A 21534-nucleotide genomic window follows, 5' to 3' on the forward strand; every position below is an offset into this window, starting at 1 on the left:
AGACTGACCGGCGCCGATGAGTCCGCCCTGAGGAGCCGCATGGCCGCCGCAGTCCCCCCGTCGTCACCGCCCGCCAAGCGCACCCGGGACGCGGCCCGTACGCAGGGGGAGATTCTCGATGTGGCCACCGAGGAGTTCGCCCGCATGGGCTACGCGGGGGCCAGGGTCGACGAGATCGCCGCCCGCATGCGGACCACGAAGCGGATGATCTACTACTACTTCGGCAGCAAGGACCAGCTGTTCACCGCGGTCCTTGAGCGCGCGTACAAGGTCATCCGGCACGAGGAGCAGCAGCTCGACGTCGGGCATCTCGACCCGGTGTCCGCCATCCGCCGCCTTGCCGAGCTCACCTTCGACCACCACGAGGCGCATCCGGACTTCATCCGCCTCGTCAGCATCGAGAACATCCACGAGGCGCAGCACATCGGCGCCTCACCGAGTCTGGCCTCCCTCAGCTCGCCGGCGATCGACGTCATCGCCTCCATCCTCGAAACCGGGCGCGAGCAGGGCGTGTTCACGGCCGAGGTGGACGCCGTCGACCTGCACGCGATGATCAGCTCGTTCTGCTTCTTCCGGGTCTCCAACCGGCACACGTTCCGCGCGCTCTTCGGCCGCGACCTCACCGAGGCGCCCCGCCGCGAGCACTACCGGACGATGCTCGGGGACATGGTCATCTCGTACCTGACCTCGGATCGCCCTGGCGCGGGCCGGAGTTGACCACCATCACCTCGGTCCCGGCGGCCCGCACCGCCCGCACCTGTTCCGCCGCGAGGCCGTCGTCCACGATCAGCAGATCGAAGTCGGTCAGCGGCGCAAGGGCGTAAAGACCGTCCTTGCAGAACTTGGTGTGGTCCGCGACCAGCACCCGGCGCGCCGCGCACTCCATCATCGCCCGCTTGACCTGCACCGTTTCCGGTGATGTGTGATAGCAGCGGCCGTTGCTGACGGCCGTGGTGGACATGAAGAGGACGTCGGCGCGAAAGGCCCGGACCGCGTCCGCGGTGTGCAGGCCCATGAACGCGTCGTACGCCGGGAAGTACGCGCCGCCCAGCGTGATCAGCGAGATACCGGGTTCCTTCGCGAGCGTGGTGATGGCCGGCAGCGAGTTGGTGATCACCGTCAGCGGGGTTTGCTCGGTGGCCTGGTGCGCGAGAAGCAGGCAGGTGGTGCTGTCGTCGAGCAGCACCGTCTGGCCCGGCACGAGGAGGGTCGCCGCGGCCCGCGCCAGGAGCTGTTTGGTCTGCGCCATGGTGGCCATCCGCTCCGCGACACTGCCGTGGAACTGCGCCGACGGCAGGCCGGTCGCACCGCCCCGCACCTTGCGCAGCCAGCCCTGTGCCTGCAGGGCGTCCAGATCGCGGTGCGCGGTCATCAGGCTGACGCGGAACTCATCGGCGAGGTCCGCGGTCCGTACGAAGCCGCGGCCGATGACGGCCTCACGCATCTGCCGTCGCCGTTCCTCCTGCGCCTCGACCCGGTCCATCGCAGCGCTCCCTCCGGTGTCCGCGCCCTGTGCGGTGCCAGGGCTCTGCCTGTGCCGTGCGCGGCACGTGTGTGAACTCGCCGCGTTATGTTCGCACGGATCTAACGCGCGTCGCCGGGCGAGTGCGGCGTCCGCGAGCGGCTCCGGTGCGACGCAACACGGCAGGTCGGCGCCCCGATGGGAAGATTTCAGCCGCCATTGACTCGCCTTTCCGGCCAGCTGTTCCATCAGCTCGTCCGTCCCTCCTGCCCCTGCCGCAGAAAGGGGAGAGTCGATGATGACTTCTCTGCCCCCTCCTCCGCGTTCGCTGATCACACGCCTGGGCATTCCGCCGACCCTCGCCTGGGGCTACCTCGGGCTGCTCCTCTTCATGATCGGAGACGGGGTCGAGTCCGGCTATCTCTCGCCCTACCTGATCGACGAGGGCATCTCGCAGCCCCGGGTCGCGCTCCTGTTCACCGTCTACGGAGGCGCCGCGGCCATCGCCGCCTGGCTCTCCGGAGTGCTTTCCGACCTGTGGGGCCCGCGCCGCGTGATGTGGACAGGGCTCGGCATCTGGGGCGTCTTCCAGCTGCTCTTCCTCGTCCTGGCCATCCCCATGACCAGCTATCCGCTGATGATGCTCGGGTACGGCCTGCGCGGCCTCGGCTATCCGCTCTTCGCCTACGGCTTCCTGGTCTGGATCGCCTCGGTGGCGCCCCGCGCCCGGCTCGGCACGGCCATGGGCTGGTTCTGGTTCGCCTTCACCGGCGGTCTGCCCACCCTCGGCTCGCTGGTCGCCAGCGGACTCATCCCGCAGATCGGCGCGTACGCCACGCTGTGGTCCGCGCTGGCCCTGGTGACAGCGGGCGGTCTGATCGCCCTGCTCCTCGTCCGTGACGACCGGGGCGGCAAGCTGCCGCGCGGCGAGGGTGAAGGACCGCTCGCCACGCTCGTCGGCAGTGTCACCGTCCTGTGGCGCAATCCCCGGGTCGGCGCGGGCTCGCTCGCCCGGGTCATCAACACGGCCTCGCAGTTCGGCTTCTTCGTGATCATGCCGATCCACTTCACGAAGACGGTCGGCTTCAGCCTCACCGAGTGGCTGCATCTGCTCAGCGCGATGTTCGCGACCAACATCTTCGCCAACCTGCTGTTCGGCGTGGTGGGCGACCGGTTCGGCTGGCGCAGGACCATCGCCTGGTGCGGCGGCGCCGGATGCACCGTCAGCACGCTGCTGCTCTTCCACGTCCCGGACGCGGCGGGCGACAACTTCCCGCTCGCCCTGCTGGCCGCCGCCTTCTACGGCGCTACGCTGGCCGGATATGTACCGCTTTCGGCGCTGGTGCCCTCGCTGGAGCCGCGACACAAGGGGCAGGCGCTCGCCGCGCTCAACCTGGGTGCGGGAGCCAGCACCTTCGTCGGCCCCGCGGTCGTCGCCGTCTTCGTCGGGCCGCTCGGTGTCACAGGGGTGGTCTGGATTTTCGCGGGGATGCATGCGGTGAGCACCGTGCTCGCGCTCTTCCTGAAGCTGCCGGACGACACGGGTGCGGCACAGGCGCAGAAGGCCAGCGCCGCGCCGGACGCCGCGCCCGCCACCGCCTCGGCCCCGGCGTGAAAGGACCCACCTGATGTCCGTACTGACCATTGACGTCGGCACCACGATGATCAAGTCGGTCGTCTTCGACGACCAGGGCAAGGAGATCGCGGTCGCGCGGCTCGCCACCGAGGTCCTCCGTCCCCACCCCGGCTGGGCGGAACAGGACATGGATGCCGTCTGGAACGCCGTCGTGCACACCGTCCGCAGTGTCCTGTCCGGCCTCGCCGACCCCGTCTGGCTGGTGTCCTTCACCGCCCAGGGCGACGGCGCCTGGCTCGTCGACGAGGGCGGCCGCCCCACCGGTCCCGCGATTCTGTGGTCCGACGGCCGGGCCGGCGACCTGCTCACCGCCTGGCAGCGCGAGGGAGTTCTCGAAGCGGCCTTCCGCCGCAACGGCTCGCTGACCTGCGCCGGCATGCCCAACGCCCTCTTCAGCTGGCTCGCCGCCCACGACCCGGACCGCCTCGCGCGCTCCGCCACCTCGCTCACCGCCGCAGGCTGGCTCTTCCTGCGTCTCACAGGTGTCCGCGCCTGCGACGAGTCCGACGCCTCCGCCCCGTTCCTCGACCACGCCACCGGGGACTACGACCCGCGGATCCTCGACCTGTTCGGCCTGAGCGCCTACCGCCGGCTCCTGCCGACCGTTCTCGGGGAGTCGGAGCGGATTGCCGAGATCACCGGCGACGCGGCGGGCCAACTGGGCCTGCCCGCCGGTCTTCCGGTCGTGATGTCCCCGTACGACATCGCCGCAACCGCCCGCGGCGTCGGCGTGGTCAACCCCGGCCAGGCGTGCAGCATCCTCGGCACCACCCTGTGCACGGAGATCGTCCGTACCGACGTCGACACCAGCGGCGAACCGTCCGGCATCAACATCGCCTACCGCGGCCGCGAACGGGTGCTCCGCGCCTTCCCGACCCTCAACGGCGCCGAAGTCCTCGGCTGGGCCGCGCAGATGCTGGGCACCTCCGGTCCGCCGGAGCTCGCGCGGCTGGCCTTCGAGTCGGAGCCCGGCGCCCGCGGGCTGATGTTCCTGCCCTACCTCTCCCCGGCCGGCGAACGCGCGCCGTTCCTCGACCCGCGCGCCCGGGGCTCCTTCTGGGGTCTGTCCCTGGAGCACTCGCGCGCCGACCTGGCCCGCGCCGTCTTCGACGGGCTCTCGCTCGTCCTGCGCGACTCGCTGGCCGCGGCCCGTACGGAGGTGAGCGAGCTGCGGCTGTGCGGCGGCGGCGCCAACAGCGACGCGTGGTGCGCGCTGATCGCCGATGCCACAGGCGTGCCGACCGCCCGCTCCGGCGACACCGAACTGGGCGCCAAGGGCGCCTTCCTCACCGGTCTTGTCCGCTCCGGCGCCGAGAGCAGCATGCACACCGCCGCCGCCAAGTACGTCCGGATGCAGAGCAGTTGGGAACCCGACCCGGAACGCGCGCAGTTCTACGCCGCCCTGTACGAGGACTTCATCGGCCGGCGCACCATCTCCCGCGATGCAGGCTGGCGGGGCGGCGCGACATGGCAGGGGAGCGGCGCGGCGAGGCCGGGCGCGGCCCCGCACGAAGGCGACGACCACCGCACCGCCCCCGGAGGCATCGATGTCTGAGACCCGTTCCACCGACCCTGCCCTCGCTTCCCTCGACGGCATCTGGCTGGGCCTCGACCTCGGCACCCAGAGCGCCCGCTGCGTCGCCGTCGACGGCACCGGCAGGCTGCTCGCCGCCGCTTCCCGGCCACTGACCAGCCACCGCGACGGCGTACGCCACGAACAGGACCCCGAGCAGTGGTGGACCGCGCTCTCCGCCGCCTGCCGCGATGCGCTGAGCGGACTCGACGCGCGGCGCGTCCGCGGGCTCGCCATCGACGGCACCTCCGGCACGATCCTGCTCGCCGACGCCGCGGGCCCCCCGCTCACCCCCGCCCTGATGTACGACGACGGGCGCGCCGCCGACCAGGCGGCGGCCGTCAACGAGGCGGGCGCGGAGGTCTGGCGGGAGCTCGGCTACCGCAGCATGCAGCCGTCCTGGGCGCTGCCGAAGCTGCGCTGGCTCCTGGACCATGACGGGGCGGCGGCCGATGCGGGGGCCAGGCTCCTTCACCAGGTCGACCTGATCACCTGGCGTCTCGCAGGACATCAGGTCGCGGCCGACGCCAGCCATGCACTCAAGACCGGCTACCACCTGGTCGAGGAGCGCTGGCCGCACAAGGCCATGGCCGAACTCGGCGTCCCCGAGAGCCTGTTGCCCGACGTCGTACGCCCCGGCACTGTGCTCGGCACCGTGTGCGCCGAGGCCGCGCAAGCCACCGGCATCCCCGAAGGCACCCCTCTCGTCGCCGGAATGACCGACGGCTGCGCCGCCCAGATCGGCGCCGGAGCCCTGGAACCCGGCGCCTGGAACTCGGTGCTCGGCACCACCCTCGTCCTCAAGGGCACCAGCACGCACCTGATCCGCGACCCGGCGGGCGTCGTCTACTGCCACCGCGGACCGGGCGACAACTGGCTGCCGGGAGGCGCCTCCAGCAGCGGCGCGGGCGTCATCTCCCGGCACTTCCCCGGCGAGGACCTCGACGCGCTCACCGAGCGGGCCGCCGCGCTCGACCCGGACGCGGTCACCTACCCCCTGGTCTCCACCGGCGGCGAACGCTTCCCCTTCCGTGCCCCGCGAGCCGAACCCTTCACCCTCGGGGAAGTGCCCACCCGCGCCGCCGAGTTCCACGCCCAACTGCTCGGCGTCGCCTGCCTGGAGCGGCTCTGCCTCGACTATCTCGACCACCTCGGCGCCCCCGTCGACGGACCGCTCACCCTCACCGGCGGCGGCGCCCGCAACCGCTACTGGTGCCGCCTTCGCGCCGAGGTCATCGGGCGCCCCGTACGCCTGCCCGAACAGGCCGAGGGCGCCATCGGCATGGCGGTGCTCGCCGCCACCTCCTGTGGCGTGAGCCTCCAGGAGGCGGCCGCCGCCATGGTCAGGACCGGCGAGGAGATCCACCCGTCGCCGGCCCGCACCGCCCGCTACCTCCCCGTCTACCTCCGCTTCATCGACGAACTCACCCGCCGTGGCTGGCTCGACCAGACCGTGGCCGACCACGCCCGCAGGAGGGCAGCACAGTGACCGACTTCATCCTCGTACGCCACGGCGAATCCGCCTGGCACGCGGAGAACCGCTACGCGGGGCGCACCGACGTGCCCCTCACCCCGCACGGCCGCGAGCAGGCCGCCGCGCTCGCCGAGTGGGCCGTCACCGCGCGGCTCACGGCCGTCTGGAGCTCCCCGCTCTCCCGCGCCCGGCTCACGGCCGCCCCCGCCGCCGACGCCTGCGGCCTCACCGCGCGCGTCGACGACCGGCTCAGCGAACTCGACTTCGGCGAGGGCGACGGCCTGACCAGGGACGAGATGCGGCAGCGTTTCCCGGAGCACCTCGCGGCCTTCCTCGACGACCCGGTCGCCCACCACCTCCCCGGCGGCGAGGACCCGCGCAAGGCCGCCGCCCGCGCCGCCGACTGCCTGGCCGACATCGCCCGCGAAGAGCCGGACGGCAGGATCCTCCTCGTCGCCCACTCCACCCTCGTCCGGGTCACGCTCTGCCATCTCCTCGGCATCCCGCTCGCCGACTACCGCCGGGTCTTCCCCCAGCTGCTCAACGGCGCCCTCACGGAGATCCGCATCGAGGACGGGCAGACCGCACTCCTGCGCCTCAACACCCCCGCGACGGCCCGGACCCCCGACGTCCACTGACCCACTGACCGGCCACCCGCCCCCACCGCCCTCCAGGAGACACCCGCCCATGAGCACCACCGTCCTCGCCGCCGGCAACCACTTCATCCGCCCGAGCCTGTTCACCGAGGCCGTGCGCGCCGCCGCCGGGGAGCTGCCACTGGACGTCCGCGAGCTCCAATTCCCTTGGCCGCACACGCCGTTCGGACCGGTCGCCGAGGTCATCGAGGCGTCCGGCAGCGAGGACGAGATGATCGAGGCGCTCCAGGGCGTACGGATCTGCGTCACCGAACACGGCCCGCTCACCGAGCGCATCCTCGCCAACTGCCCCGACCTGAAGCTGTTCTGCACCAGCCGGGGCGGCCCGGTCAACGCCAACCTCGAAGCCGCGACCCGGCACGGCGTCGCGGTCTGCTACGCCCCGGGCCGCAACGCCACCGCCACCGCGGAGCACACCCTCACCCTGCTGCTCGCCGCCGCCCGCGGAGTCGGCGACACCCACACCGACCTGCGCAAGGGCACCTGGCGCGGCGACTACTACGACTACGACAACTGCGGCATCGAGATCGACGGCGCCACCGTCGGCCTGATCGGCTACGGCGCCATCGGCAGCCGCGTCGCCAAGGTCCTGCGCGCCATGGGCGCCGAGGTCCTGGTGCACGACCCGTACGTACGGCCCGAGGCCCTGTCCGGTGTCGCCGAACAGGTCTCTCTCGCCGAACTGCTCCGCCGCTCGCGCATCGTCTCCCTGCACGCCCGGGTCACCGACGAGACCAAGGGCATGATCGGCCGCGCCCAGATCACCGCGATGCCCCGCGGTTCGATCATCGTCAACTGCGCCCGCGGCGCGCTGCTCGACTACGACGCCGTCTGCGACGCACTTGACTCGGGCCACCTCTCCGGCGCGGGCTTCGACGTCTTCCCCGAGGAGCCGCTGCCCGCCGGCTCCCGGCTGCTCACCGCCCCCGGCGTCGTCCTCACCCCGCACATCGCCGGCGGCAGCCAGCAGGTCGCGCACAAGGCCGCGGGCATCGTGGCCGCCGAGGTCGGCCGCTTCCTGCGCGGCGAGCCGCTTGAGCACTGCGCCAACCCCGAGGTGCTCAAGGCGGGTTGAGGCCACCGTCGGCGGCGTAGCCTGCGGTCAGGAGGTGGTTGTATGCGCGAGGCATCCTCATCGGGGCACCCGGTGGAAGCCGACCCGGGGCTCTTCGGCCCCTCGTCCGTGACCTGGCAGATGCACGGCGACCCGATGATGTGGGTCGCCGGGATCCGCGCCCTGTACCTGCAGGCCCTGCACCCCCGCGCGGTGCGCGGCGTCATGCAGAACAGCGACTTCCGCAAGGACGCCTGGGGCCGCCTCATGCGCACGGCGAGCTTCGTGGGCACCACCACGTACGGCACCACCGAGGTCGCCGAGCAGGCGGGCGCCCGCGTCCGCAAGATCCATACGATGCTCACGGCCACGGACCCCGACACGGGGGAGCGGTACGGCGTCGACGAGCCCGGCCTGCTGCTCTGGGTGCACTGCGCCGAGATCGACTCCTATCTGCACGTGGCACGCCGGTCGGGGTTCCGGCTGACCGACGAGCTCGCCGACCGGTATGTCGCCGAGCACCGGGAGAGCGCCCGCCTGGTCGGCCTGGACCCCGCCGGCGTACCGGCATCGACCGCCGAACTGGCCGCGTACTTCCAGCGGATCCGGCCCGAACTGGCCGCGGGACCCGAGGCGCGCGACGTCGACGACTTCCTCCAACGCCCGCCGACCCACCCCCTGTTGATCCCGGCGCGCGCCCTGCTGTGGCGGCGCGTGGCGAATCTGGCGTACGCCTCGCTGCCGCCGTACGCCCACGAGCTGTACGGCAGGACGGCGCCGCCGCCCGCCACCGTGACCCGGCGGCTCGTCACCACCGGCACCATCCTGCGCACCATTCCCGCACGTCTACGCTGGCAACTTCCGCCGAAGCACATTCTGCGCGCGATGGCCAGGCTCGGGCCCGGCGCCCGGCCTGCCCCGTACAAACTCGACAGGCGTGCAGCCATACTGGACGGGCCGGGGAGGGCAGAGCGAGGCAACGGGGGCGACGGCGGGAGATGGCGGACACCAGGCTGATCCAGGGCCGGTACAGGCTGCTGGACCTGATCGGGCGCGGCGGCATGGGCGAGGTGTGGCGTGCGCGCGACGAGTCCCTCGGGCGGAGGGTCGCGGTCAAGTGCCTCAAGCCCATGGGGCCCCAGCACGACCAGTCCTTCACGCGCGTGCTGCGCGAGAGGTTCCGGCGCGAGGCACGCGTCGCGGCGGCGCTGCAGCACCGCGGCGTCACCGTCGTCCATGACTTCGGGGAGCACGACGGCGTCCTGTATCTGGTCATGGAACTGCTCGAAGGGCGCAACCTCAGCCAGCTCCTGGAGGACAACAAACAGCATCCGCTGCCCGTCGCGGACGTCGTGGAGATCGCCGACCAGGTCGCGTCCGCGCTCGCGTACACCCACGAACAGGGCATCGTGCACCGGGACCTGAAGCCCGCGAACATCATGCGGCTCACGGACGGCACGGTGAAGATCTGCGACTTCGGCATCGCCCGGCTCGGCCACGACATCGGCTTCACCTCACGCCTGACCGGCACGGGCATCGCGATGGGCACGCCGCACTACATGTCGCCCGAGCAGATCAGCGGCACCCAGGTCGACCAGCGCAGCGACCTCTACTCCTTCGGGTGCGTGCTGTACGAGATCGCCACCGGGGCGCCGCCGTTCGACCTGGAGGACGCCTGGGCCGTGCTCGTCGGTCACCGCGACACGGCTCCAGAGCCGCCGCGCAGCCACCGCGACGAGCTGCCCGAGTACTTCGAGCGGATCGTCCTCGACCTGCTCGCCAAGGAGCCGGACGAGCGGCCGAGCGACGCACGTGAGCTGGGGCGCCGCATCGTCTCGGGCCGCACCGTCCCCACGTACGTCCCGACCGTCGTCACCCCGCCCGTGCGCCGCCCGGAGCAGCCGCCCTCGCGCGAGCCCCGGCTGCCCTCGTGGACCCGCGGCATGACGACCGGACACAAGGCGAACGGCGCCTCCGAGCTGCGGACGACACCGCCCGACGCGGCGGCGGGCCTGACCGGCGAGTGGATCCCGCGCACCGACGCGCGCCGGACCGCGACGCCGCGCAGGCCCGAACGGCCCACGCCGTCACCGGAGGTGGTCGCCACCCTCGTCAGCCGCCACAACGCGGGCCTGAGCCTGGGGCGCCTCGGCCGCTGGGCCGAGGCGGGCGAGGTGCACCGCGCGGTGGCCGCCGAGCGGGAGCACGCCCTTGGCCCCGACCACCCGGACACGCTCGCGAGCCGTTACGAAGTGGGCTTCACGCTCAGCCGAACCGGCCGCGCGGCGGACGCCCTGCGGGAGTACGGCCGCGTCGCCCAGGGCAGGGAGCGCACGCTCGGCCCCGAGCACCCCGACACGCTCGCCGCCCGGCAGGAAATGGCCTATGTCCTGGGGCAGTTGGGGCGGCACTTCGAGGCCCACCAGATGTACACGTCGGTCCTTGCCGTGCGGGAGCGCACCGCGGGCGTCGACCACCCCGACACCCTGCGCTGCCGGCACAACCTCGCGTACAACCTCAGCAGGCTCGGCCGCCTGGAGGACTCCTACCGACTGGCCCGCGATGTCGCGACGGCCCGCGCGCGCGTCCTCGGTGTCACGCACCCGGACACACTCGTCACCCGCTACGAAGTCGCCTACGCCCTTGGCCAGTTGGGCCGCTGGCCCGAGGCGCTCCAGACGTACCGCGAGGTCGCCGACGCGCGGGTGCGGGCGCTCGGCGCCGACCACCCCGACACCCTCGCCGCACGCTACGAAGTGGGCATCAGCCTCGGCCGGCTCGGCCGCAGCGGCGAGGCTCTCGAGCTGTACCGCGACCTGATCGACGACCGCACCCGCGTGAACGGCCCCGCCCACCCCGAGACGCTGCGCGCCCGCCACGGCCTCGGCGTCAACCTCGGCCGTCAGGGCCGCTGGGAGGAAGCCCTGGCCGAGGCCCGTGACGTCTGCGCGATCCGTGAGCGCGTCCTGGGCGGAGACCACCCGGACACCCTGGTCAGCCGCCGCGAGGTGGCGGTGGGCCTCGGCTGGCTCGGCCGCTGGGCCGACGCCCTGACCGAGTACCGCCGGGTCGCCGCCGCCCGCGAACAGGTGCTCGGCGCCGACCATCCCGACGCCCTCGCCAGCCGCAATGACGAGGCGCACTGCCTGGAGCAGCTGGGCCGCGGCACCGAGGCGGTCGAGCTGTACCGGCGGGTGGCGGCCCTGCGCCAGCGGCGTGCGTCGGGAGGGCTCTAGGCAGCACCCGGAAGGAGCGCGGGGAACCGCGCGACCAGCCACGACGCACCCCCGGGAGTCAGCCAAGGGGAGCCGACGGTCACGCCGCGCGGTGCGTGTACGTGCTACCAAGAGCTATGCCTCCTCGCGATCGATACGACGCCGTCATCGTCGGCGGTGGTCACAACGGCCTCGTCGCCGCCGCCTATCTCGCCCGCGCCGGACGCTCCGTCCTGCTCCTGGAGCGGCTCTCCGGAACCGGCGGCGCGGCCGTGTCCAGCCGCCCCTTCGCCGGGGTGGACGCCCGGCTCTCGCGCTACTCGTACCTGGTCAGCCTTCTGCCGCGGAAGATCGTGCGAGACCTCGACCTGGACTTCCGGGTGCGCACCCGCACCGTCTCCTCCTACACCCCGACCGAGCGCGCGGGCCGCCCCGCCGGACTGCTCGTCGGCGGGGGCGACGCACGCACCAGGAACGCGTTCGAGCGGCTCACCGGCGGTCCGCGGGAGTACGAGGCGTGGCGGGAGTTCTACGCCATGACCGGGCAGGTCGCCAAGGAGGTGTTCCCCACGCTCACCGAACCCCTGCCCACGCGCGAGGCACTGCGCGAGCGGATCGGTGACGAAGCCGCCTGGCGGGCGCTCTTCGAGGAACCCATCGGCGCCGCCATCGAGGAGCGGTTCGACGACGACCTGGTGCGCGGGGTGGTGCTCACCGATGCCCTCATCGGGACGTTCGCCGACGCCCACGACCCCTCCCTGCGCCAGAACCGCTGCTTCCTCTACCACGTCATCGGCGGCGGCACCGGCGACTGGAACGTGCCCGTCGGCGGCATGGGCGCGCTCACCGGCGCCCTCGCCGCCGCGGCCCGAGCGGCGGGCGCCGAACTCGCCACGGACCACGAGGTCACCCGGATCGAGTCGGACGGACAGACCGCGGAGGTCACCTACCGCACGCCCGAGCGCGAAGCCACCGTCGCCGCCCGGCACGTCCTGGTCAACGCCTCACCGCAGGAGCTCGCCGCCCTCGTCGGTGACACCGCGCCCACCCCGGCCGAAGGCGCCCAGCTCAAGGTCAACATGCTGCTCGAACGGCTGCCGAGGCTGCGCGACACCTCGGTCGACCCGCACGAGGCCTTCGCCGGGACCTTCCACATCGGGGAGGGATACGGCGAGTTGGCGACCGCGTACGCCCAGGCCGCGGCCGGTGAACTGCCCGCCGCGCCACCGTCCGAGATCTACTGCCACTCCCTCACGGACCCCAGCATCCTCGCCCCCGACCTGGTCGAGCGCGGCTTCCAGACCCTGACCCTCTTCGGACTCCACACGCCCGCCCGCCTCTTCGCCCACGACAACGACGCCGTACGGGCCGAACTCCTGAAGTCGACCCTGGCGCAGCTGGACGCGCACCTGGCCGAACCGCTCGCCGACTGTCTGGCCACCGACGCCGAAGGACGCCCCTGCATCGAGGCCAAGACCCCGCTCGACCTGGAACGCGACCTGCGCCTGCCCGGCGGCAACATCTTCCACCGCGACCTCGTCTTCCCCTACGCCCAGGAGGACACCGGCCGCTGGGGCGTGGAGACACGGCTCGCGAACGTCCTGCTCTGCGGGGCGGGCGCCGTGCGCGGTGGCGGGGTCAGCGGCATCCCCGGGCACAACGCGGCGATGGAGGCGTTGGGGGAGTAGGGCACGGGCCCCGGCGGCCATCCGCTTCCGTCCGCCTTCAGTCGGCCGAAGGGGCCCACCCCACCGCCTCGATGCGTGCCGCGTCGGCGGGCCGTGCCTCGTCGAACGCCGTACGGCCGCCGTCCTCGACCCGCAGCCCGTCGGCGTACGCGCCGCGCCCCACGTAGAGCTGGTCCGTTGCGTACCGCCAGCGCAGCCGCACCCCCTCGCCCCGCAGGTCCGAGAGGTCCGCGGTCAGCCGGTGCCAGACACGCCCCGACCAGCCCGAAGCCGTGCCGTCGGGGTGCTCCCGGGGGTCAGAGCCCTTGCGCTGCGTCGTGAACGGCACCGGCTGCCACGTGGCGCCGTCGTCACGCGAGGCCTCCAGCGCCAGCAGGTCCGAGCCCGGCTCGGTGTCCCACCACAGCGCGCACCGCAGCCGCGCCCGGTCCGTGGTGAGGGTGAGCGGCGGCAGGGTCAGGGTGGCCGACGTCGCGTTCGCCATGCCGGAGAACCACGCGGTGCGCCCGTGTGCGGGACGTACCGGAACGGCGCGCGCCATGCGGTTCGCCGCCGCCACCCTGGGGGCCGAGCCCGAGCGCCAACTGCGCACCGGGTGGACGGAGTTGCCGAGGACGACGAGGAAGGAGTCGGTCGTCGGGTCGAGGACCAGGGAGGTTCCGGTGAACCCCGTGTGGCCCGCGGTGCGCGGCGTCGCCATCGCGCCCATGTACCAGTGCTGGTAGAGCTCGAAGCCCAGGCCGTGCTCGTCGCCGGGGAAAGCGGTGTTGAAGTCGGTGAACATCAGCTTCACGGACTCGGCGGAGAGGATGCGGGAGCGGCCGTAGACCCCGCCGTTGAGGAGCGTACGGCCGAGGATCGCGAGGTCCCAGGCGCAGGAGAAGACCCCCGCGTGCCCGGCGACCCCGCCGAAGCCGAAGGCGTTCTCGTCGTGCACCTCGCCCCACACCATGCCGCGGTCGAGGCCGGACCAGGGCAGGCGGGCGTCCTCGGTGGCGGCGATCTTCCGCTGCCAGGAGGCGGGCGGGTTGTAGCGCGTGCGGTGCATCCCGAGCGGAGCGGTGATCTCGTCGTGGAGCAGTGCGTCCAACTGACGACCCGTGATCTCTTCGAGGACCAGCTGGAGCGAGATCAGGTTCAGGTCCGAGTAGAGGTACTTGGTGCCGGGCGCGTTGAGGGGTGCCTCGTTCCAGATGAGGCGCAGCTGGCCCTCGCGCGTGGGCTCCTTGAAGAGGGGGATCCAGGCGCGAAAGCCCGAGGTGTGGGTGAGGAGCTGGCGGATGGTGACGTCCTGCTTGCCCGCGCCCCCGAAGTCGGGGAGGTACGAGGCGACCTTCGCCTCCAGCTCCAGCGTGCCGCGCTCGATCTGCTGCACCGCGAGCAGCGAGGTGAACAGCTTGGAGACGGAGGCGAGATCGAAGACCGTGTCCTTGGCCATGGCGATCTGCCGGTCGGCGGGCAGCTCGACGCCGGTGTCGGTCTTCTCGTCGTACGCCGCGTAGCGCACCGCCTTGCCGATGGGCTGGTGCAGGGCGACCGTGCCGCCGCGGCCCGCGAGCAGGACGGCGCCCGCGTACCAGGGGTGCTTGGGGGATGGGCCGAGGAACTGCTCGGCGTCGGCGACCAGTTGCCGCAGATGTCCGGCGAGCAGCCCGGCCCGCTCGGGGGTGCCCGGCCGCAGCGTCGGACGCCCGCCATCGGCCGCTGACTCCGCTGCCGCCGCGGGGCCCGCGGGGAACGGCACGAGCGCCAGCGCCCCGCCCAACGCCACGGCCCGCACGCCCAGTTGGCGTCGGCTGAGACCGTCACCCGCTCTGTCCGCCGCCCCGCTGTCCTCGGCCATGACCGTGCCCCCTCCTGAAACTCTCCACAGCTGAAATTATCTTTCGGGATCACAAGAGACTGCTGAAACTTTCATGTCACCGCCGGGCCCTGTCAACCAAGGGCGCCCGGCAAAGATCTGACACTGCATCAGAAAATCTCTTCCGTCGTCCGGACGGCTGCGGCATCCTGCGGCCATGCAGACAGATCTGAGCAGGAAACTGGGGATCGAGCACGCCATCTTCGGCTTCACGCCCTTCCCGGCTGTGGCGGCAGCCATCAGCAGGGCCGGTGGATTCGGTGTGCTCGGCGCGGTCCGCTACACGGCTCCCGACGAGCTGGCCCGGGATCTCGACTGGATGCAGGAGCACGTCGACGACCGGCCCTACGGCCTTGACGTCGTGATGCCCGCGAAGAAGGTCGAGGGGGTGAGCGAGGCCGACGTCGAGGCGATGATCCCTGAAGGGCACCGGCAGTTCGTCAAGGACACCCTCGGCAAGTACGGCGTGCCCGAGCTCGCCGAAGGAGAGGCCTCCGGCTGGCGCATCACCGGGTGGATGGAGCAGGTCGCCCGCAATCAGCTCGACGTCGCCTTCGACTACCCGATCAAGCTGCTCGCCAACGCGCTCGGCTCACCGCCCGCCGACGTCATCGAGCGAGCCCACGACCACGACGTACTCGTGGCCGCTCTGGCGGGCAGCGCACGGCACGCGCGCAAGCACGCGGAAGCGGGCATCGACATCGTCGTCGCGCAGGGCTACGAGGCGGGCGGCCACACCGGCGAGATCGCCTCCATGGTCCTGACGCCCGAGGCCGTCGAGGCCGTCGCGCCGCTGCCGGTCCTCGCGGCCGGCGGCATCGGCAGCGGGGAGCAGATCGCGGCCGCGTTCGCGCTCGGCGCGCAGGGCGTGTGGCTCGGCTCCCTCTGGCTGACCACGACGGAGGCCGACCTGCACTCGCGGGCTCTCACGGAGAAGCTCCTGGCGGCGGGTTCGGGCGACACGGTCCGCTCGCGCGCCCTCACGGGCAAGCCCGCGCGCCAGCTGCGCACCGAGTGGACCGACGCCTGGGACGACCCGGCGGGGCCCGGCACGCTGCCCATGCCCCTGCAGGGGCTCCTGGTCGCCGAGGCGGTCTCACGTATCCAGAAGCACGAGGTCCAGGCGCTGCTCGGCACACCCGTCGGGCAGATCGTCGGCCGGATGAACAGCGAACGCAGCGTCCAGGCCGTCTTCGACGAGCTGACCCGCGGTTTCGAGCGCGCCATCGACCGCGTGAACCGCGTCGCCGGACGCGGCTGACGAGACGACGGAGGAGAGGTTCCCATGAGCAGCACGCCGAGCAGCACGCCGGGCAGCACGCCCCCCAACGGCTTCTGGGCCCAGGCCCAGGCCGACCCGGACCGTGCGGTCCTGATCGCGCCCGACGGCGAGGAGTGGACCGCGCGGCGCCTGCACGAGGCGACCAACCGGCTCGTCCACGGGCTGCGCGCCGCGGGCCTGGAACGCGGCGACGCCTTCGCCGTCGTGCTGCCCAACGGCGTCGAGTTCCTCACCGCGTATCTGGCGGCCTCCCAGGCCGGTCTCTATCTCGTCCCGGTCAACCACCACCTGGTCGGACCCGAGATCGCCTGGATCGTCGCCGACTCCGGTGCGAAGGTGCTCGTCGCGCACGAGCGGTTCGCGCAGGCGGCGACCCACGCCGCCGACGAGGCGAAGCTCCCGGCCACGCACCGGTACGCCGTGGGCGAGGTGGCGGGTTTCCGTCCGTACGCCGAACTCCTCGCCGGACAGCCGGAGTCCGTGCCGCAAGGCCGCACACTCGGCTGGGTCATGAACTACACGTCGGGCACGACGGGGCGCCCGCGCGGCATCCGGCGCCCGCTGTCCGGCAAGCTCCCCGAGGAGTCGTACCTGGGAGGCTTCCTCGGCATCTTCGGCGTCAAGCCCTTCGACGGCAACGTGCACCTGGTCTGCTCGCCGCTCTACCACACCGCGGTCCTCCAATTCGCGGGCGCCGCCCTGCACATAGGCCACCCCCTGGTCCTGATGGACAAGTGGACCCCGGAGGAGATGCTCCGCCTGATCGACAGGTACAAGTGCACGCACACCCACATGGTGCCGACCCAGTTCCACCGCCTCCTCGCCCTGCCGGACGCGACGAAGGCGGCGTACGACGTGTCGTCGATGCGTCACGCCATCCACGGCGCCGCGCCCTGCCCCGACCACGTCAAGCGGGCGATGATCGAGTGGTGGGGCGAGTGCGTGGAGGAGTACTACGCGGCCAGCGAGGGCGGCGGCGCCTTCGCCACCGCGCAGGACTGGCTGAAGCGGCCGGGCACCGTCGGCAAGGCCTGGCCCATCAGCGAACTGGCCGTCTTCGACGACGACGGCAACCGGCTGCCGCCCGGTGAACTCGGCACCGTCTACATGAAGATGAGCACCGGCGGATTCTCCTACCACAAGGACGAGTCCAAGACGAAGAAGAACCGCATCGGCGACTTCTTCACCGTCGGCGACCTCGGCCTCCTGGACGAGGACGGCTACCTCTACCTCCGCGACCGCAAGATCGACATGATCATCTCGGGCGGGGTCAACATCTACCCCGCGGAGATCGAGTCCGCGCTGCTCACCCACCCCGCCGTCGCGGACGCCGCGGCGTTCGGCATCCCGCACGACGAGTGGGGCGAGCAGGTCAAGGCGGTCGTGGAGGTGGCGGACGGCCACACGGCGGGCGACGCACTCGCCGCCGACATCCTGGGGCACTGCGAGCGTCAACTGGCGGGCTACAAAAGGCCGAAGAGCGTCGACTTCATCGAGGTCATGCCACGCGACCCGAACGGCAAGCTCTACAAGCGGCGGCTGCGCGAGCCGTACTGGGAGGGACGGGAGCGCGCGGTCTAGGGGCGGCGGCCGTACAGCGCGGGCAGGAGCTGTTCCTCCTCGTAGGCGAAGTGCTCCTCAAGGCCCGACGCGAGTCGGTCGAGTTCGCCGACCAGGTCGGGGGCCGCGTCCGGATCGGCGACGAGCGCCTCCAGTTCGGCCAGGGTCCGCGCGACCGTCTGGTGCTCCTCGCGGAGTCTGGTGATCCCCGGGGTCAACTCAGGGAACTGGCGCTCCAGTTCGGTGAAGGCGCCGTCCTCGTTGGTGTGGTGCTCGTGGAGCGCGCCGCAGAGGGTGAGGCAGTGGCGAGTGAGCTGCTCGCCGAGGGACGGTGCGGGGCGCGGGGTGCCGGATGCCGTCTGGCGGGCGGCTGCCTGCTTGCGTAAGTCGGCGAGCTCGTCGCGCAGTTCGGCGTGGACGCGGACCAGGTGATCGGCGATCGCCCGGTGCCGTGCGGGGTCGGCCGCGCTCAGCCGGTGCAGCGCGATGACGGGAATGGTGCGGTCCGTGCCCTGCTGGTAGGCGGTGAAGGCCGGGTCGCGCTCGCACTGCGCCGCGTACTGGCGGTCGCGTTCGTCGCCGGCGAGCGGCTCGGCCGTGGCCGGGAAGCGATCGACGCCGCCCGTGCCGTCGGCGATCTCGACGGTGAGCCGCGGGTCGGCAAGGAGGTTGTGGTACCAGTCCGGGTTCTTGTCCCCGCCGCCGTTGGAGGCGAAGACGAGGAGCCGGTCGCCGTCGCGCGCGTACACGGCGGGATTGCTCCGGGGGCGGCCGCTGCGGGCGCCGGTCGTGGTCAGGAGGACGAGCGGGGCGCCGGCGAACATGCCGCCGACCTGGCCTCCGTTCGCCCGGAAGTCGGCCATGAGCTGTCGGTTGAACTCTGCGGGGGAGGGGAGCTGCGCGGGCTGTTCAGGCTCTTCGGGCATGGCTGTGTACCCCTTCGATAGCATCGGCACGGCAGATGCGTTTGCTTTGAAAGCGAATTAGCTTTGACGTCAAAGCTATTGAGGAGGGTGGCGAGTGTCAACCGGTGACCAGGCCGGTCCGGAGGTCGACGACGCCGTCCGGACCCTGCTCCTGCTGATGCCGCGCATGGTCGGACGGGTCAAGCGGATCAAGATCCCCGAAGAGCTGCAGTCGCTCGCGCTCGCGCCCCGCCATCTCTCGCTGCTCGCCTACCTCCTCTTCGACGGCCCGATGAGCGTCAACGAACTGGCCGCCCGCCTGGAGGTCGCGCCGACGACGGTGAGCCTGATGGTCGGCGAGCTGAGCCGCAAGGGAGTCCTGGAACGGCAGGAGGACCCGGCCGACCGCCGACGCAAGATCGTCGACATCGCCGATGCGCACCGCTCGTCGATCGACGGCTGGCTCGGCAGGGGCGCCGTCGCCTGGCGCAAGGCGCTCGCGCCGCTCACCGGAGCCGAGAGGAAGCTGTTCATCGACACGCTCACGGCGTACGAGGACGGCCTCGCCGACGGCTGAGCGCCCCCCCGGACACGACAGAGCCGGGCCGCACCGCGTCGATGGCAACGCGGTGCGACCCGGCCCCGGTCGGTGCGGCGAAGCCTCAGCGGCGTTCGCGCACCTTGACCACCTTCAGCTTCGGGTCGCCCAGGATGTCCTTCTCGCAGAACCGCGACGTCACCCAGCGCTCATCGGCGTACAGCCGCGTCTGATCGCTGTAGTGCGGCGAGTTCGGGTTCGACGACTGCGAGTAGGTGAGGAGCGTGCGCGCCTTCGGGCAGCGGCCCTTGTCCCAGCCGACCGCCTGGATGTGACTCGAACCGTGCGCGACCTCGGTGTAGCCGCCGCCCTTCGCGTCCCAGACCGGCTCGACCTTGTTCCACACGCCGATCGACTCCGTGCCGCCATGGACCGGCAGCCGCTCGGAGCCGCGCACGACGAACTGGTTCTTGCCCAGCGGAGCGTCGAGCGCGATGCCCGCCCCGCTCAGCTGCGTCACCGCGTCGGCGAGCGCGGTCGCGAAGCCAGGAGCGGCCGTGTTCAGCGTGTGCGGGGTGCGCACCGGGTCGGCGGCGGAGAACGGCACCTTCCACAGCTGTGCGTTCGGCACGGTGGCGACGAGCCCCCGCCAGAACCGGTCGAAGAGCAGTGCGCCCCTGCTGTCCGTGTTCATGCTGTGGTCCCAGGCCTTGAGGACGTCACAGGCCTTGCGTACGTCGACGGCCTTGCCGTCACTGCCGGTCGCGGTGCCCCCGGGCAGCGCGGCACACGCACGTGCCGCGTCGTCGGCGGCCAGGTCGCCCGCCGGCGCACGGTTGGCGAACTGCTGCTTCTGGAGGTCCCTGACCGTCAGACCGCCTTCCTTCGCCATCGCCGCGACATCCTCGAGGGCGCCGCGCGTGCGCATGGAGCGCTGCGTGCCGATCGTACCGAAGACCCGCTCGTACCCCGTGATCGGCCGGTCCGCGTTGGTGAGCCAGGCGCTGTCGTTGGAGTTCTCGGCGTACGGGGCGTCCTTGAGGGTGGGCATCTTCGACGGCCCGAAGACACCCGGCTGGACGGCGTCCTTGTCCGACCCGATCGCACAGTCACCACGCGATCCGTCGAGCACGGCGACACCCGACGCCGGATACGTCACCTTGCCCAGGTCGGTGGAGCAGCGCCCGGCCAGGTCGTCGGTGATGCGGGGCAGCACCTGCGACTGGCTGAGCAGCGAGTGGCCCCTGCGGTCCGCGGCGACGGTGTTGACCCACGGCAGGCCCTGGGTGTCGCGCAGCGCCTTCAGGATCCCGTCGGTGGAGCGGGCCTTGCCGAAGCCGAGGTCGGTGTCGCTGCCGCGCATGTTCGTGGCGTTGGGGTCGTTCAGGGCGTACGCCGTCTTCGCCGACCACGGCAGCGGCAGCTGTGCGCCGAGGCCGGTGGTGACCGGGCCGTACCGGGTCCACCACTGCGTGCGGGTCACCGGCTTGCCGTCCTTGACCGGCACATCGACCGTCCGCTTCGTCATCTTCTCCGGCTTCCCGTCCACCAGATAGGTGGTCGGATCGGCCGGATCCAGCGTGAGCTGATGCAGATTGAGGGTCACGCCGGTCGCCACCGTGTGGCTCCACGCCACATCGCCGTTGAAGCCGATGTTCACCACACTCGTGCCGAGCAGCGAACCGCCCGAGACGTTCAGCTCGCCGGGGATGGTCTGCTGCGACTGCCAGAAGCGGCGGCCGCCCTGCCAGGGGTAGTGCGGATTGCCGAGCAGCAGCCCCTTGCCGTTCGCGGTGGTCTTCCCGCTGAAGGCGACGGCGTTGGAGCCCATGACGGCCTCGTCGGCCGAGAACAGCCTGCGCGCCTCCTTGGCGGTGCGCTCGGGGTCCGGTGCGCGGTCCGGGGCCGAGGCGGTCGGCGGCTGCGCGGCCGTGATGCCGTCGATGCCGCGCCCCTGACCGCCAAGGACCTGAACGGCGAAGCCCTGCCGTGCCACGTCCAGGGCGGTGATCGGGCGCAGCCACTTCGCGCCCTTGCAGGCCGGGTCGGTGACGCGGTTCTGCTTCAGCCAGGCGTTGTAGCCGGCGGCGAATCCGGCCATCAACTTCTTGGAAGTGGCGCTCGGCCCCGCCGGGGCGGGCTGCTTGAGGAGCTTCTCCACCGTGTGCGTGTCGCGGACGCCACCGAAGTAGAGGTCGCTGGAGAGGTTCGTGGTGGCCGACGACAGCGAGCCGTCGGGCTTGCCGTCAGGGCCGAAGTGACGTGACCGCTCCCCGCGCACGGTCACGTATCCCTCGGCGAGCGTGCACACCTGGTCGGCGGCCTGCGCCCAGCCGGTGCCGAAGCCGAGGTTCTCGTAGTCCTTGGCGAGAATGTGCGGAATGCCGTACTGGGTGTAGCGGACGGTCGCGGACAGGCCGCCGCCCGAAGGGCGGGCGTCGCGCCCCTCCGCCGCGCCGGCGATGGCGCCGGACGACGGCAGGAGAGCCGTGGCGGTCAACAGGCTGATGCCGAGGGCCGTCAGGCGTCTTGTGCGGGTACGCATGGTGCCTCCCAACTGGAGTGAGGGAAGGGGCGGTTGAGCGTACCAATCGGTATGTCACTTGATCGAGTACCGAAACCGGACCAGT

General features: G+C 71.8%; 16 protein-coding genes. 12 read left to right on the plus strand and 4 right to left on the minus strand.

Translation table 11 applies throughout. From position 1 onward, the window contains the following. The first annotated feature begins 39 nt into the window (after positions 1 to 39). A complete protein-coding gene (locus AC07AG_RS29185) occupies positions 40 to 717 on the plus strand; it encodes a TetR/AcrR family transcriptional regulator (protein ID WP_478759102.1) in 678 nt (225 codons plus the stop codon). Here the strand turns inward: AC07AG_RS29185 and AC07AG_RS29190 are convergent. After that, on the minus strand, positions 671 to 1483 hold the full coding sequence (locus tag AC07AG_RS29190; protein ID WP_478759103.1) for a DeoR/GlpR family DNA-binding transcription regulator: 813 nt from the start codon (positions 1481 to 1483) through the stop codon (positions 671 to 673). The two genes, AC07AG_RS29185 and AC07AG_RS29190, sit on opposite strands and share 47 nt — an antisense overlap. Before the next feature lie 277 nt (positions 1484 to 1760). On the opposite strand from AC07AG_RS29190, the gene AC07AG_RS29195 reads away from it, so the two are divergent. From AC07AG_RS29195 to AC07AG_RS29230, 8 genes are all read left to right on the plus strand, one after another. Continuing rightward, positions 1761 to 3077, plus strand: a complete 1317-nt coding sequence (locus AC07AG_RS29195) for an MFS transporter (RefSeq protein ID WP_478759386.1) — start codon at positions 1761 to 1763, stop codon at positions 3075 to 3077. Positions 3078 to 3090: 13 nt separating this feature from the next. After that, positions 3091 to 4653, plus strand: a complete 1563-nt coding sequence (locus tag AC07AG_RS29200; protein ID WP_478759104.1) for an FGGY family carbohydrate kinase — start codon at positions 3091 to 3093, stop codon at positions 4651 to 4653. After that, the gene (locus AC07AG_RS29205) at positions 4646 to 6160 is read left to right on the plus strand and encodes an FGGY-family carbohydrate kinase (RefSeq protein ID WP_478759105.1); all 1515 of its coding nucleotides are present in this window, start codon (positions 4646 to 4648) and stop codon (positions 6158 to 6160) included. The genes AC07AG_RS29200 and AC07AG_RS29205 overlap by 8 nt, the downstream gene beginning before the upstream one ends. Continuing rightward, the gene (locus tag AC07AG_RS29210) at positions 6157 to 6783 is read left to right on the plus strand and encodes a histidine phosphatase family protein (RefSeq protein ID WP_478759106.1); all 627 of its coding nucleotides are present in this window, start codon (positions 6157 to 6159) and stop codon (positions 6781 to 6783) included. The genes AC07AG_RS29205 and AC07AG_RS29210 overlap by 4 nt, the downstream gene beginning before the upstream one ends. Before the next feature lie 49 nt (positions 6784 to 6832). Further along, on the plus strand, positions 6833 to 7876 hold the full coding sequence (locus AC07AG_RS29215) for a 2-hydroxyacid dehydrogenase (RefSeq protein WP_478759107.1): 1044 nt from the start codon (positions 6833 to 6835) through the stop codon (positions 7874 to 7876). A 42-nt stretch (positions 7877 to 7918) separates the two neighbouring features. Next, positions 7919 to 8872, plus strand: coding sequence for an oxygenase MpaB family protein (locus AC07AG_RS29220; protein ID WP_478759108.1), 954 nt, complete (start codon positions 7919 to 7921; stop codon positions 8870 to 8872). Further along, a complete protein-coding gene (locus AC07AG_RS29225; protein ID WP_478759109.1) occupies positions 8854 to 11091 on the plus strand; it encodes a serine/threonine-protein kinase in 2238 nt (745 codons plus the stop codon). The genes AC07AG_RS29220 and AC07AG_RS29225 overlap by 19 nt, the downstream gene beginning before the upstream one ends. A 116-nt stretch (positions 11092 to 11207) precedes the next feature. Continuing rightward, positions 11208 to 12758 (plus strand): phytoene desaturase family protein, encoded by a 1551-nt coding sequence (locus tag AC07AG_RS29230; RefSeq protein ID WP_478759110.1) that lies wholly within the window; start codon positions 11208 to 11210, stop codon positions 12756 to 12758. 37 nt (positions 12759 to 12795) lie between these two features. Here the strand turns inward: AC07AG_RS29230 and AC07AG_RS29235 are convergent, their stop codons facing one another. Then, the gene (locus AC07AG_RS29235; protein ID WP_478759111.1) at positions 12796 to 14601 is read right to left on the minus strand and encodes a serine hydrolase domain-containing protein; all 1806 of its coding nucleotides are present in this window, start codon (positions 14599 to 14601) and stop codon (positions 12796 to 12798) included. A 175-nt stretch (positions 14602 to 14776) separates the two neighbouring features. On the opposite strand from AC07AG_RS29235, the gene AC07AG_RS29240 reads away from it, so the two are divergent. Both AC07AG_RS29240 and AC07AG_RS29245 read left to right on the plus strand, forming a co-directional pair. Continuing rightward, complete coding sequence (locus tag AC07AG_RS29240) at positions 14777 to 15880, plus strand: NAD(P)H-dependent flavin oxidoreductase (protein ID WP_478759112.1); 1104 nt, start codon at positions 14777 to 14779, stop codon at positions 15878 to 15880. A gap of 24 nt (positions 15881 to 15904) precedes the next feature. After that, positions 15905 to 17482, plus strand: a complete 1578-nt coding sequence (locus tag AC07AG_RS29245) for an acyl-CoA synthetase (protein WP_478759113.1) — start codon at positions 15905 to 15907, stop codon at positions 17480 to 17482. Here the strand turns inward: AC07AG_RS29245 and AC07AG_RS29250 are convergent. Beyond that, the gene (locus AC07AG_RS29250) at positions 17479 to 18387 is read right to left on the minus strand and encodes a nitroreductase/quinone reductase family protein (RefSeq protein WP_478759114.1); all 909 of its coding nucleotides are present in this window, start codon (positions 18385 to 18387) and stop codon (positions 17479 to 17481) included. The genes AC07AG_RS29245 and AC07AG_RS29250 overlap by 4 nt on opposite strands. A gap of 157 nt (positions 18388 to 18544) precedes the next feature. Here AC07AG_RS29250 and AC07AG_RS29255 point away from each other — a divergent pair, with 157 nt between their 5' ends. Continuing rightward, positions 18545 to 18943 carry a MarR family winged helix-turn-helix transcriptional regulator gene (locus AC07AG_RS29255; RefSeq protein ID WP_478759387.1) on the plus strand — a complete coding sequence of 133 codons (399 nt, stop codon included), beginning with the start codon at positions 18545 to 18547 and terminating at the stop codon, positions 18941 to 18943. 85 nt (positions 18944 to 19028) lie between these two features. On the opposite strand, the gene AC07AG_RS29260 is transcribed toward AC07AG_RS29255, so the two are convergent. Beyond that, complete coding sequence (locus AC07AG_RS29260) at positions 19029 to 21449, minus strand: penicillin acylase family protein (protein WP_478759115.1); 2421 nt, start codon at positions 21447 to 21449, stop codon at positions 19029 to 19031. Between the last annotated feature and the right edge of the window lie 85 nt (positions 21450 to 21534).

The organism is Streptomyces sp. NPDC044044 (assembly GCF_056434405.1).